A 13839-nucleotide genomic window follows, 5' to 3' on the forward strand; every position below is an offset into this window, starting at 1 on the left:
GTCATGGTCCTTTCAGCGCTCAGTTCATGAGCCAGTTGCCGTTATTGGCACTCCAGTACCCCGTCGTTCCCCCCGTCCCGGTCCAGTTGATCAGGTTGAAGGTGTTGGCGCCGGTTACCGTGCCCGGCACCTTGTAGACACGCAGTGCCTGGGCCGCCCGGTACCAGGTCAGCGGGGTCGACGGCTGCAGCACCTCGGGACTGTCGGTGCCCCGGACGAAGAAGGCATTGCCGCTGCCGTACACCTGGCTGGCGCCGCTGGTGTCGACCACGACCGCCGTGTTTTCATCGGCGCCGACGCCTTTCATGCTCGCCCATCCCACACCGAAGTGATAGAGGCTGCTGGCCATGAAGCTGACCAGCCGGGGTTGCCGGGTACGCTGGGTGAAATGCTGGTCGGTCACCAGGTTGGCGAGCACCGGATTGGCGATGAAGTTGTTACCGACTGCGATGGCGGTGGGATTGGCCAGCACGGTCGCATTGTCCGCGGCGCCGCCCGGGTGGTAGTACTGCCCCATGACCGCCATCCCGGCACTGGTGCCGCCGACCGGCGCGCCCTTGGTATTGATCAGGTAGTTCAGTGCGTTGCCGACGCCCTGGCCCTTGAAGTAGTTGATGTAGTTGGCCTGGTCCCCGCCCGCCAGGAAGACCGCGGCCGCGTTGCGGATGGTCGACACCACGCAGGCATCATTGGCGTCGGCCGTACTGGCGATGAGCAGGGTTTGCACCGAATTGATGCCGCCCATGGCGTAAATCCAGTCATTGTAGGCATTCGTCCCGCTCGAACGCAGGATCACGAAATCGCCGCCGCCGGAACGCGCGATCATCCACTTGAACGCCTCGTCCACATCCAGCCCGCCGCCCATCAGCACGGCGCCCCCGAGCGTGGCGGTGGCCTTCGGCGTGGCATTGCCGGTCTTGCCCAGGTTGACCTTCTTGGGGAAGGTGCAGGCCGTTGCGGCGCTGCCCGGCAAGGTCACGCTCAGGCTGTAGCTGCCCGTTCCGGCATTGCTTCGCACGCGCACATAGTAGGTGCCGGCCGTGGTCGCGTTATAGGTGCCGTTTTCCGGATTGCCCAGGCTGGCGCCGGAGGCGACGTCGGTGCCCGCGGCGTTGGTGAGATACCAGTCGAGGTCGATTCCCGCGGCATGGGAAAGGCTGAGCGACATGGTGCCCGTGTTCGGCACGTCCACCCGGTACCAGTCGAAGTCGGTGGACGAGCTGACCGCGCCGCTGACCGCCGTGCCCGGGCAGAGGCGCAGGTTGGCTTGGGTGATGATGTTGTTCGGCTCTGCTTCCGTGGTGACGCAAGTTGGCTGCGTTGGTTTCGCTGCCTGTGCTGCCCCGGTCACTCCGGCTGCCGTTGCCAGCAGCAGAACGCGCAAGCTTGTCGCGATATGCATTGTTTTTCCCCCGTTGTCGAACGACGCCATTTGACGGAATTCCTGGTTCTACCTATACGGCTTTTTCCATCCGTTTGAAAGAACATTCCAGACGTCTTCGGTTTCGGACACGCTGGAAAAAAGAAACGCGCGGCAAGCCGCGCGTTTCCGGATAAAGGCGGCGCAGGGGAGCCGCGCCGCTTCGTCCTTATCGAACCATTACCAGGTCATCTTCAGCGTGTACTTGCCGTTGGTCGAACCAGTGCCGCCGCTGTAGTACACCACGCGGACGTAGCGGGTAGCGGTGGTGCTGCCGGTGTTGGTCGTGCTGTAGCTGTCGACGGCGCCGGCGCCGTTTTCGCTCTTGCCCAGCAGAGTGCCTGCGCTGTTGTACACGAACAGGTCGTAGTCGGCAGTGCTCAGGCCTGGGGTCAGGACCGAGCTCAGCGTCTTGCCGGCCGGCAGGTCGACACGGTAGTAGTCGGTGTCGGTCGTGGTCGACATGGTGCCGTTCACGGTGGTGCCCGAGGTCGTGATCATGCTGGCGGTGCCGGTCGTGTTGTTCGACTCGACTTCAGTGATGGTCGGGCCTGGAGGCGGGGTCGTGCCCAGCGCGGCATTCACGGCCGCGGTCGCGTCCACGATGCCGGTGCCGCAGCCCGAGCAGGTTGCCGGGAAGGCGCGCGCGCTCGACTTGAGCATGCTTTCGACTTCGTCCACGGTCAGGGTCGACTTGGCGGCGAACATCAGTGCTGCCACGCCGGCCACATGCGGGGTCGCCATCGAGGTGCCCTGGTAGCCTGCGTAGTTGTCCGAGCCTGGCGAGCTGGTGCCCGTGTTCAGGGTCGAGATCACGCTGTAGCTGCCGTCGCCGCCTGGGGCTGCGACGTCGACCAGGGTGCCGTAGTTCGAGTATGACGCACGGCCGCCGGTCTTGCCGGTTGCCGCCACGGCGATGACGCCGGAGCAGTTCGCCGGGCTGGCGTTGCTGACGTTCATGTTGTCGTTACCAGCCGCCACCACCACGACCGAGCCGCGCGAGCGGGCGCCATTGATGGCGGTCTGGGTGGTTGCATCGCAGGCGCCGGTGCCGCCCAAGGACATGTTCAGGACCTTGGCCACGTTGGCGTTGGCCGGGACGCCCGACACGGTGCCGCCCGACGACCAGGTGATCGCATCGGCGATGTCCGAGGTGTAGCCGCCGCACTTGCCGAGCACGCGCACCGGTACGATCTTGGCGTTGTAGGCGACGCCGGCGACGCCCAGGCTGTTGTTGGTCTTGGCGGCAACGGTGCCGGCCACGTGGGTGCCGTGCCAGCTCGAGTTCGAGGCCGGCGAACCGGTGCCGCATTCGCCTGCAGCAACCCAGTCGCCCGGGTCGGTCGGATCGCTGTCGCGGCCACCGCCGTCGTTGCCGACTGCAGCGGTGCTGATGAAGTCATAGCCGGCCAGCTGCTGGCCGCTCAGGTCGGCGTGCGGGCGCGAACCGGTATCGATCACGGCCACGATCACGCCGGTGCCGGTGGACATGTCCCAGGCGGTCGGCAGGCGCAGGCCGCCGGTGGTGTCGGTGTAGTGCCACTGCTGGGCGTACATCGGGTCGTTCGCGGTCGCCATGTGGGTCATGATGCGATCCGGCTCGGCGTACTCGATGGAAGGGTCGCGCGCCATCATTTCGGCAGCCAGCTGTTCCACTTCCTTGAGTGCCTTGCGGCCGTTGAGCTTGAACACTTTGCCGCCGGTGGCGATGTCGTGGCTTTCGCTGACCAGCATGCCGAACTGTTGGCCGGCGCGGTCGAGCTTGGCTTTGCGGTCGGCGCCGAGGGCGGCCTTCTTGGCAACGCCCTTGCCATCAGGCACGGCGTCCTTGTACTTCACGATGATACGGTCTGTCTCCAGGATGAACTTCTGCTCGGCCGCGCCGGCCACGGAGGCGGCGAAAGCGAGCGAAACTGCGGCACACATCTTCAACATTGCAGGATGAATCGAATGCGATTGCTTCATGTTTCTTCCTTTTTGTATAGTTTTCCGTCAAGCGAAATGAGCCTCGCCTGTGTTGTTGTGTAACCGGTGCCTAGCGGCATATCCGGTGCCGTCTGAGTGCGGCGAAAAGCAGCGTATCGCGAAAGGAAGAGACTGTGCGTGACAATTCGATACAATTTCAGCGTAATAACAACACATGGCAGATCTGATACTGCAGAAACATTTTTTCTTCGGCGAAACGTTAAAAGCGTCGAATATCGTTTGCCACAATTGTGTTGACACTTTTGAAAACGTGTTGCCAATAGAAAAAGGCCGCGCAATGCGCGGCCTTCTTTGTCAATACACCAGAGCTACCAGCAAGCTATCAGAAGTTGCCTTTGAATTGCATGCCCCACTGGCGGGGCTCGTTGGTGAAGCCGGTCAGGTTGTTGAAGTCGATCCCGCCGGTGACCCGGCGCTGGTCGAGCACGTTACGGCCAAAGGCTGCCACTTCGTACTTGCCGCCACCAAAGATATAGCCCAGGCGCAGGCCGCCTTCGGTCAGCGGTGCACCGGTGAACTCGGTCGACTCGTACAGGAAGAAGTTGATCTTGCTGCGGTAGGACCAGTCGGTGAAGAAGTACAGTTCGCCGTCGCGGAACGGGATGCCGTAGCGGGCCGTCGCGTTCACGGACCAGCGCGGCGCCTGCGGCAGGGCGTTGCCGTCGATGACGACGCGGCCGGCCGCATTGAGCGGATCGAGCACGGTGCACTGCGCGCAGCGGTTCACCGACAGGCTGGCGTCGCGGATCTGCGTGTAGTTGTAGCTCGCGCCGGCGCTCACGCGCAGGGCGGTGCTGAGGGCCGCTTCGAAGTCGAACTCGGCGCCCTTGCCCTTGGTCTTGTCGGCATTGATCAGGCGGTTGACGTTCGAGTTGCCGCCGACCACGGTCAGCTGCTGGTCCTTGACGGTGTAGTCATAGATCGAGAACGAGGTGCGTGCGCGGCGCTCGAACAGGTCGGCCTTCACGCCCAGTTCCACCGAGGTGATGGTTTCCGAATCGGCGACCGTGATCGGCACCGATGCCGACGCGGCCGCGATACTCGGCGCGCGGAAGCCGGTGGCGACGCGGCCGTACACGTTGACGTCGTTGGTCAGCTTGTAGCTGGCCGACAGGTCCCAGTTGATCTTGTCCTGGTCGGTCGCCACCGAGCCCGCGCCGATCTGCACGACGTTTTGCGCGGTGATGGTGCGGAACTGCTTTTCGTCCCGGGTGTAACGCAGGCCGCCGCGCAGGGTGAAGGCCGGGCTGATCGCGTAGTTCAGCGAGGCGAACGCGGCCCAGGCTTCGTTGGTCTGGTTGCTGACCAGGCGCGAGGTGCGGGCGCCGGCATCGTTGAAGTTGTCGCTGCCGCCGGTGGCGTCTTCGTCGAAGAAGTACACGCCTGCCTGCCAGTTCAGCGGGCCGGTGTTCTTCGATTCGACGCGGAACTCCTGGCTGTACTGGTCGAGATCGGAGATATAGCCGCCGGTCTGGACCTGGAACGGGATGAAGCCCGGACCGGTCGGGGTGCCGCCGTCGATGTCGCCGCGGCTGAAGTAGTCGCTGACGTGCTCGTAGCCGGTGATCGAGAAGACGCGGAAGTCTTCCAGGTCCCACGACAGGCGCAGGTTGGCGCCGTTGGAGTTCAGGCGCTGGAAGTTCTCGGCATTGGTGACGATCTTGTCGAGCTCATAGCCGGGAGCGATCTTGTTGCTGCCCTTTTGCATCAGGTTGGCGCGGAACAGGCGGGCGCTGCCCTTGGTGTTGCGCTGGTGGGCGTTGAACAGGGCGTTGAAGCTGCTGTCCGGGCTGAACAGTACCTGGACGCGCTCGGCGTTCTCATTGTAGCCGTCGAGCTGGCCACGCTTCTGGGACATCGCCACGTCGCCGAAATGTTCGATGTAGTCGTCGCGGTGCTGGCCGGTGGCCGACACGCGCATCGCCCACTTGTCCGACAGCGGCACGTTCACGGCGCCGTCGGCGTTGAGCGTGTAGTGGCTCGCGGCCGACAGGTTGTAGTAGCCCTCGACCTTGCCCAGCTTCGGACGCTCGGATTCGAACTTGACCACGCCGGCCGGGGTGTTGCGGCCGAACAGGGTGCCTTGCGGGCCGCGCAGCACTTCGACACTGGCCAGGTCGAAGATCGGGAAGCCTTTGAGGATCGGGTTTTCCTGCACCACGTCGTCGTACACCAGCGAGACCGGCTGCGAGGCGAAGGTGTTGAAATCGGTATTGCCGTAGCCGCGGATGTAGAAGCGCGGGAAGGTACGGCCGTTCGAGGATTCAACGTTCAGGCTCGGGACCTTGCCGGCCAGCAGGCGGATGTCTTCGCCGCCGGAGACCAGCACGTCGAGTTTTTCGCCCTTGAGCGCGGTGACGGACACCGGAACTTCGCGGATGTTTTCAGTGCGGCGCTGCGCCGTCACGGTGACGGTCTGCAGCTCGGGAGCCTGGTTCGTCTGGGCCTGGACCGGCATCGCTGCGGCAACCAGGGCCAGTGCTGCGCCGTGGGCGCCGAGCACGCGCTTGTGCATCTTGGACATCTTAATCATGGAGTTTTTTCCTAACGATTGATAAAAGAACCGATGTCCCCGTTCTCTTCTAATCGACGCCCCGTCAGGGACGCGAGCGGATATGTCCCGCCCTCGGCCGCGCATCTTGATGATGTCTAAAGCTTGCCGACTTGATAAAGCCGGTATTGTCAGTGATGGATGTTTGCCAAAGCAAGCAATTCGCGCCGGGTTGAGCTTTTTTCAACACCGTTACAACACATCCGTCTCGATGACGATGGCGCGCAGGTCGTTGACATTGGTGCGGGTCGGGCCGGTGACCACCAGCTGGCCGAGCGCGCTGAAGAAACCATAGCCGTCGTTGTCGAGCAGCCGCACGCGCGCATCGATGCCCTTCGAACGCGCCAGCGCCAGCGTGCCGGGCGCCAGCCAGGCGCCGGCATTGTCTTCGCTGCCGTCGATGCCGTCGGTGTCCACGGCCAGCGCGTGCACGCCGGGCAGGCCGTCCAGCGCCACGGCCAGCGCCAGCAGGAACTCGGCATTGCGCCCGCCCCGCCCGTGGCCGCGCACGGTGACGCTGGTTTCGCCGCCGGACAGGATCACGCAGGGCGCGCGCAAGGGCTGCCCGTGCGCGACGACCTGGCGCGCAATGCTGGCATGCACCAGCGCGACGTCGCGCGCCTCGCCTTCCATGCTCGAGGACAGGATCAATGGCACGTAGCCGGCCGCGCGCGCCGCCTCGGCCGCCGCATCGAGCGCTTGCTGGGCGGTGACGACGACATGCGTCTCGTTGCGCGCCAGGCGCGGGTCGTCCGCGCGGGGCGTGGCCCGCGGGTCGGCCAGCACGGCGCGCACCGCGCTCGACACGGGAATACCGTATTTCTCGAGGATGGCCAGTGCCGCTTCGCCGCTGCTGCCGTCGGGCACGGTTGGTCCGGAAGCGACCACGGCCGGATCGTCGCCCGGCACGTCCGACACGATCAAGGTCACCACGCGTGCCGGATAGCAGGCCAGCGCGAGGCGCCCGCCCTTGATGCTCGAGAGATGGCGCCGCACGCAATTCATCTCGCCGATCGGCGCGCCGCAGCGCAGCAGCGCCTCGTTCAGGGCGCGCTTTTCCTCGAAGCCGATGCCGGGCGCCGGCAGCGACATCAGCGCCGAGCCGCCGCCGGACACCAGGCACAGCACCAGGTCGTCCGGCCCCAGGCCCTGGGCCAATGCCAGCATGCGCCGCGCCGCGTCTTCGCCGGCCGCGTCCGGCACCGGGTGGCCGGCTTCGATCACTTCGACCTGGCGGGTCGGCGCGCCATGGCCGTAGCGCGTGACCACCAGGCCTTCGAGCGGGCCCTGCCAGTGATGCTCGACCGCCTCGGCCATGCGCGCCGCCGCCTTGCCCGCGCCCAGCACCACGGTGCGGCCCTTGGGCGGTGGCGGCAGGTGCGCCGCGATCAGGTGATATGGGTCGGCCGCCTTCATCGCGGCGTCGAACAGGCGGTGCAACAGGGGATGCGGACCAGTCATGGGCAGGCTCTCCAGGCAAGGGCAAGCCTGATCTTTACACAAAATCGCGGGCTGGTAAAAAGATCAATCCGCCGTCGTTTGAATTTTTTTCGAAAAACCCTTGCACACCCCGAATTGCAGCCTCTATAATTCGGGCCTCTTCGGACGCAATGACAAGCGTCAGACAGAAAACCTCTGAAAGAGTTACGGGCGCTTAGCTCAGTTGGTAGAGCGGATCCCTTACACGGATTAGGTCGGGAGTTCGAGCCTCTCAGCGCCCACCAGGATTCATTCAGATGTTACCGAAGTGCCGATCAGATTAAACGGAGCGGTAGTTCAGTTGGTTAGAATACCGGCCTGTCACGCCGGGGGTCGCGGGTTCGAGTCCCGTCCGCTCCGCCAGCTAAAAGAAAAAAGGATCCTTCGGGATCCTTTTTTTGTTGCCGCGCCAGAGTGCTCTCCCTGCGGAGAGCACGGTTTGGGACTCGAAGGGATTCCCCTGCAAGGGAATCCGCGGCCCGCGGGACGTGGGCGAGTCCCGTCCGCTCCGCCAGCTAAAAGAAAAAAGGATCCTTCGGGATCCTTTTTTTGTTGCCGCGCCAGAGTGTGCTCCCTGCGGAGCCGCACCGGCAGCATGACCGTGATGTGAACGCGCGGCCGGCGAAGCCGGCCACCCTACGCACAGCGCTTCTCCGGCGCCTCCGCCTCCACCCGATCCCGCCCCGCGCTCTTGGCCGCATACAGCGCATGATCCGCCCTCGCCAGCGCCGCCCCGAGCGCCTCGTTCGGATCGAGCACCACCACGCCGATACTGACCGTCATCGTGTACGCCGCCCCGCTGGTCACCACGCCTGCCTCCCGCACCGCCAGCCGCAAGCGCTCCGCCGCCTGCCGCGCGCCGGACAAGTCCGTCCCCGGCAACACCGCGGCGAATTCCTCGCCGCCGAGCCGCCCCAGGGGTTCATGCCCGCGCAGCACGCCGCGCGCCACCCGTGCGAACACGGCCAGCGCTTCGTCGCCGGTCGCATGCCCGAAGCGGTCGTTGATCTGCTTGAAGTGGTCGATGTCGATCATCACCAGCGCCAGCGGCTGGCACATGCGCAGGGCCGCCAGCCGGGCGCTTTCCGCGCGCTCGAGGAAGGCATGGCGGTTGGGCAGGCCGGTGAGGCTGTCCGTGGTCGCCAGGCGCGCCATCTCGGCATCATCCTTCTGCTTGCACAGCAGCAGGAAACCGAAACCATTGACGATCATGAGCAGGTAGCCGGCCAGGTAGGCGCCTTCCTGGGCCGCGCGCGGGCCATGCTGTGCCTCGCCAGCGAAACCGGTGGCTGCCCACAGCGCCACCGCCACCGCGAACAGGCCGTCGTTGACGCCGATGATCCGCTGCAGCAGCGGGGCGCCGTGGCGGCGCGGACGCAGCAGGATCCAGGCCATTGCCGCCGCGAACAGCGCGACCATGGCGGCGACCAGCGCGGTGAGATAGGCCACCGACGCACCGGCACTGCCGGCGGCCAGCACGGCGGCCAGCGCCAGCGCCGCGACCGGGACCAGCACGCGCTGCCAGCGCTCGAAACCGAAGAAGATGCAATAGGCCGCCACTTCCAGCGACACCGCCAGTACCCAGCCCGCACCCTCGAGTCCGTTCAAGGCAGGTACACTCAGGTAGGGCCGCGCCCAGCCCAGCAGCTGGCACACGCCGATGCCGAAGCGCGCACACATCCACAGGCGCAGGCCGGGGTTGGGCCTGCCGCCATGGGTGTACCCGGCCATCAGCACGGCAAAGGCGATATTGCCGATGCCGAGCGCCAGCAGGAATGAGGGGATGTCGATCACTGACCGTTCCTTGTGCAGCGTCGATACCGCGCATGTGCTAAATTGTTAATACATATTGCTGTAGAGAACTATGTTACACTGTTTTTAATACTGTCGTTCACACAATCGCAGCGACAGCGGGACAACTGCGCAAAGCGCAACAGTCGGCATGGGCTGTTCTGCCGCGGTAACAGCTTTTTGATGCATAGCAGCACGCGTTAGGAGATAATCATCCGACAACATATCAACGCACCATGATGGAGCACACGTGATTCTCGGTTTCCTCAAGCCGCCCAAGATGTCGCCGCGCCTGCACCGGCTGAAGAATTCGGCGCTGTTTTCTGGCTTGACGCCGCTGGAGCTGAAGATCGTCGACGGCCTGCTGCACGAGCGCCGCTACCTGACCGACGAAATCGTGTTCGACGAAGGCGAGGAAGGCCAGGCCCTGTACCTGCTCATGAGCGGCAGGGTGGTCATCAACAAGACCCACGCCGGCACTATCCAGACCGTGGCCGAGCTCGATCCGGGCGGCTTCTTCGGCGACCTCGCCCTGCTCGACAACTCGCCACGCAACGCCCAGGCGCGCGCGCTGGAACCCTGCGAGATGGCGGTGTTCTTCCGCGACGACTTCCTCGGGCTGCTGGAAACCGACGCCGTGATCGGCTACAAGATCTCGCTGGCGCTGGCGCGCCACATCGGCCTGCGCCTGCGCGAATGGATGGGCACCGGACGTCCGCAGCTGGAAGCGCTGTGAACGGCGGCGAGCGCGCCGGGCCGGTCGTCTGGACCGGGATCATCACGGCCACCTGCCTGCTGGTGCTGGTTGTCCAGCAAGTGCTGTGGCTGGCCCTGCCCTTCATCTTCGGCGCGGTGCTGCACTACATCTTGCTGGGGCCGATGCAGCGCCTGGTGCGCGCCGGTTTCAGCCGCAACACCGCTGCCCTCATGGTGTGCCTGCTGTTCTTTTCCTTTTTCACGCTGGCCCTGACCGCGGCCTTTTCGTGGAGCCGCGGGCCGGAAGAAGATTCCTGGGAAAAGACCATCGGCCTCTACCTCGATGGCGGCGTCGCCTTCGTGCGCAACACGATGGCCCTGCTGGAAAAGAAATTCCCGTTGCTGGCCGAGATGCACCTGACATCGCTCGGGAACACGGCCTTCCGCACCTTTACCGACAATTTCGCCGAACAGCACCTGGGCGAGATCGTGGTCGGCGTAGCGACCTGGATTCCCTCGCTGCTGCTGGTGCCCTTCCTGACCTTCTTCTTCCTGCGCGACGGCCTGCGCTTCAAGAAATTCCTGGCCCGCGCGGTGCCGAACGCCTACTTCGAGCGCGCGCTGAACCTGCTGCACGAAGTCGACCAGACCGCGCGCCGCTATTTCGAAGGCCTGATCAAGCTCACCTTCCTCGACACGGCGGTGCTGGCGCTGGGCCTGTGGACCATCGGCGTGTCTTCGCCCCTGCTGCTTGGCCTGATCTCGGCGGTGCTGGCCTGGGTGCCCTTCGTGGGCTCGGTGGCCGGCTGCGTGCTGGTCGTCATCGTGGCCTCGACCGATGCGCCGAACAACCCCTTCATCGCCTACGGCGCGATCGGCGTGTTCGTGCTGGTGCGCCTGCTCGACGACTTCGTGTTCATGCCATTGACGCTGGGCCGCAGCCTGCGCGTGCATCCCCTGGTGACGGTCCTGATGATCTTCGCCGGCGGCGCGCTGGCCGGCGTGGTAGGGCTGATGCTGGTGCTGCCGCTGCTGGGCGTGGTGATGGTGATCGGCGAAACCCTGGGCCGCCTGGTGACCAATCCGCGGCTGCGCGCGCGCCACCGCTATGCGCGGGCGCTGCGCACCAGGCAGGCCAGCGTGGACCTCGACATCGCGCGCGAGCGGCGCGGCGCGCCAACGCCCAACGCGGGCTTGTGACGAAAAAAAACCGGAAACACGTTCCGGTTTTTTTTACATCCGCCCTATCGCTTGCTTCCGCTAGCCTTGGGCTTGGCCTTGATGGTCGACAGTATCGACGGCTTGACCTTGGACGGCGGCGCCATGAACGGCGTGTTCGACGGGGCGCTGCGGCCGGCAACGCGGCCATCGTTCCCGCGCGGCGCACGCTTCGGCGCCACCTCGACCGTGCGGCCCTTCGGCACGCCGCCCGGAACGCGGCGATCTTCACGCACCATCGAGGCGCCGTCGTCGGTCGCCGGAATCAGGTGGCGCTCGCCATTGCCGATCAGGTCGCCACGGCCCATGCGGCGCAGGGCTTCGCGGATGATCGCCCAGTTCTCCGGATCGTAATAGCGCAGGAAGGCCTTGTGCAGCTTGCGGGTCTTGCCGCTTTTCGCCGTCTCGACGACTTCCGAGTCTTCGGTGACTTTCGCCAGCGGGTTCTTGCGCGAGTGGTACATGGTGGTCGCCATCGCCATCGGGGTCGGCGTGAAGGTCTGCACCTGGTCGAGCTTGAAGTTGTTCTTCTTGAGCCACAACGCCAGGTTCAGCATGTCCTCGTCGGTCGAACCCGGATGGGCCGCGATGAAGTAAGGGATCAGGTACTGCTTCTTGCCCGCCTCGAGCGAATACTTGTCGAACAGGCGCTTGAACTCGTCGTAGGCGCCGATCCCCGGCTTCATCATCTTCGAAAGCGTGGCGGACTCGGTGTGCTCCGGCGCGATCTTCAGCAGGCCGCCCACGTGGTGGGTCACCAGCTCTTTCACGTATTCGGGCGAGCGCACCGCCAGGTCGTAGCGCAGGCCGGAACCGATCAGGATCTTCTTGATGCCGGGGATGGCGCGCGCCTTGCGGTACAGCGAAATCAGCTTGCTGTGGTCGGTGCCCAGGTTGCTGCAAATCGTTGGGTACACGCAGGACAGGCGGCGGCAGGATTCCTCGATCGTCTTGTCCTTGCAGGCCAGGCGGTACATGTTCGCGGTCGGGCCACCCAGGTCGGTGATGGTGCCGGCGAAGTTCTTGGTGGTGTCGCGAATCAGTTCGATCTCGCGCAGGATCGACGGCTCCGAGCGGCTCTGGATGATGCGGCCTTCGTGCTCGGTGATCGAGCAGAAGGTGCAGCCGCCGAAGCAGCCGCGCATGATGTTGACCGAATAACGGATCATTTCCCAGGCCGGGATGTGGGCCTTGCCATAGCTCGGGTGGGGTGCGCGCGCATATGGCAGGTCGTAGACATTGTCCATCTCGTCCATCGCCAGCGGCAACGGCGGCGCATTGAGCCAGACGTCGCGGTCGCCGTGGGCCTGCACCAGCGCGCGCGCATTGCCCGGGTTCGATTCGAGGTGGAACACGCGCGAGGCGTGCGCATACATCACCGGATCGACGCTGACGGTGTCGAAACTCGGCAGGCGCACCACGGTCTTGCGCGCCTTTTCGCGCGCGGCGGCCTGGCGTTCTTCGCGCGTCATGATGATGACCGGCTTGACGACCTGCTCCGGCTGGGCGTTCTCGGTGGCGCAGGCCTTCGTATCTTCTTGCGCCATTGCGTAGGGGTTCGGGTGCACATCGACGCGGCCCGGCACGTCGACGCGGGTCGAATTGTGCACGCTCCATTCGGCGTCCGGCAGCCAGCCCTGCGGCACCAGGAAGGCGGTGCCGCGCAGGTCGCGGATTTCCTTGATGTTCTCGCCGGCCGCGAGGCGGCGGGTGACGTCCACCAGCGCGCGCTCGGCATTGCCGAAGATGAGCAGGTCGGCCTTCGATTCGAACAGCACCGAGCGGCGCACCTTGTCGGACCAGTAGTCGTAGTGGGCGATGCGGCGCAGCGAGGCTTCGATGCTGCCGGCGATCACCGGCACGCCGGGGAAGGCTTCGCGCGCACGCTGGCAGTAGACGGTGACCGCGCGGTCCGGGCGTTTATTCGGCTCGGCGTTCGGGGTATAGGCGTCGTCGGAACGGATCTTGCGGTCGGCCGTGTAGCGGTTGACCATCGAGTCCATGTTGCCGGCGGTGACGCCCCAGTACAAATTCGGCTTGCCGAGCGCGCGGAAAGGCTCGACGGACGTCCAGTCAGGCTGGCTGATGATGCCGACGCGGTAGCCCTGCGCTTCCAGCAGGCGGCCCACCAGCGCCATCCCGAAGCTCGGGTGGTCGATGTAGGCGTCGCCGGTGATCAGGATGATGTCGCACGAATCCCAGCCGAGCGCGTTCATTTCTGCGCGGGTCATCGGGAGGAAGGGCGCGGCAGGTCCGCGGCTGGAGCGCTTGGCGACGCTCGCGAAGAGGTTTGCTGGGGAGTTCATTGGCCGGTATTGTACCGGAAAACCCCTGCCGGGTCGTCGCCAGGTCCGAAAAATGGCTTACTTATCAATGACTTGTGGCAGAGTTGACCACTCAAATGCCCATGTTTGACAGGATATTGCCGAGCTCGCGCAGGCCGGTCGACACATTCGGGTGGCGCGCATTGAAGCGGGCTGCCAGTTCCTGGGTGCGCGAGGACAGGCCATAGGTGTTGTTGTCGAACTCCTGGTCGGCGCGGCGCTCCAGCACCTTGTCGATGTCGCCGTCGAGCTGGCGCAGCAGGGTTTCCAGCTCGGGATCGACGTCGCCGGTCTCCTGCAACTGGCGGTGCAGGGCCTTCAGCCGCGTTTTCAGGATGGCATCGCTGTCGTTCGGGTTCTCGTTCAGCATGTGG

Annotated in this window: 9 protein-coding genes and 2 tRNA genes; 4 read left to right on the forward strand and 7 right to left on the reverse strand. The window is 65.0% G+C overall.

Annotated elements, in window-relative coordinates; translation table 11 throughout:
• Positions 1–19: 19 nt before the first annotated feature.
• From AC56LR_RS07495 to AC56LR_RS07510, 4 genes are all read right to left on the reverse strand, one after another.
• Entirely contained in the window at positions 20–1402 is a 1383-nt protein-coding gene (locus AC56LR_RS07495) for a pre-peptidase C-terminal domain-containing protein (protein WP_497129156.1), read from the reverse strand.
• A 198-nt stretch (positions 1403–1600) separates the two neighbouring features.
• Positions 1601–3385 carry a S8 family peptidase gene (locus AC56LR_RS07500; RefSeq protein ID WP_497129158.1) on the reverse strand — a complete coding sequence of 595 codons (1785 nt, stop codon included), beginning with the start codon at positions 3383–3385 and terminating at the stop codon, positions 1601–1603.
• 343 nt (positions 3386–3728) lie between these two features.
• Positions 3729–5939 carry a TonB-dependent receptor gene (locus AC56LR_RS07505; protein ID WP_497129160.1) on the reverse strand — a complete coding sequence of 737 codons (2211 nt, stop codon included), beginning with the start codon at positions 5937–5939 and terminating at the stop codon, positions 3729–3731.
• 210 nt (positions 5940–6149) lie between these two features.
• Entirely contained in the window at positions 6150–7418 is a 1269-nt protein-coding gene (locus tag AC56LR_RS07510; protein ID WP_497129162.1) for a glycerate kinase type-2 family protein, read from the reverse strand.
• Positions 7419–7605: 187 nt separating this feature from the next.
• Between AC56LR_RS07510 and AC56LR_RS07515 the strand changes: the two genes are divergently transcribed.
• A tRNA-Val gene (locus tag AC56LR_RS07515) sits at positions 7606–7681 on the forward strand.
• Positions 7682–7722: 41 nt separating this feature from the next.
• Positions 7723–7799, forward strand: a tRNA-Asp gene (locus AC56LR_RS07520).
• Between the two features lie 273 nt (positions 7800–8072).
• On the opposite strand, the gene AC56LR_RS07525 is transcribed toward AC56LR_RS07520, so the two are convergent.
• The gene (locus tag AC56LR_RS07525) at positions 8073–9230 is read right to left on the reverse strand and encodes a GGDEF domain-containing protein (RefSeq protein WP_497129164.1); all 1158 of its coding nucleotides are present in this window, start codon (positions 9228–9230) and stop codon (positions 8073–8075) included.
• Between the two features lie 247 nt (positions 9231–9477).
• Between AC56LR_RS07525 and AC56LR_RS07530 the strand changes: the two genes are divergently transcribed.
• Together AC56LR_RS07530 and AC56LR_RS07535 are read left to right on the forward strand one after the other, a co-directional pair.
• Positions 9478–9963, forward strand: coding sequence for a cyclic nucleotide-binding domain-containing protein (locus AC56LR_RS07530; protein ID WP_497129166.1), 486 nt, complete (start codon positions 9478–9480; stop codon positions 9961–9963).
• Positions 9960–11123, forward strand: coding sequence for an AI-2E family transporter (locus AC56LR_RS07535; protein ID WP_497129168.1), 1164 nt, complete (start codon positions 9960–9962; stop codon positions 11121–11123). Before AC56LR_RS07530 ends, AC56LR_RS07535 begins: the two co-directional genes overlap by 4 nt.
• Before the next feature lie 44 nt (positions 11124–11167).
• Here AC56LR_RS07535 and AC56LR_RS07540 read toward each other — a convergent pair whose 3' ends face one another.
• Together AC56LR_RS07540 and AC56LR_RS07545 are read right to left on the reverse strand one after the other, a co-directional pair.
• Positions 11168–13447, reverse strand: coding sequence for a YgiQ family radical SAM protein (locus tag AC56LR_RS07540; protein WP_497129170.1), 2280 nt, complete (start codon positions 13445–13447; stop codon positions 11168–11170).
• Positions 13448–13538: 91 nt separating this feature from the next.
• On the reverse strand, positions 13539–13835 hold the full coding sequence (locus tag AC56LR_RS07545; RefSeq protein WP_497129172.1) for a DUF4404 family protein: 297 nt from the start codon (positions 13833–13835) through the stop codon (positions 13539–13541).
• Between the last annotated feature and the right edge of the window lie 4 nt (positions 13836–13839).

The organism is Telluria sp. ZT3P39 (genome assembly GCF_059685935.1).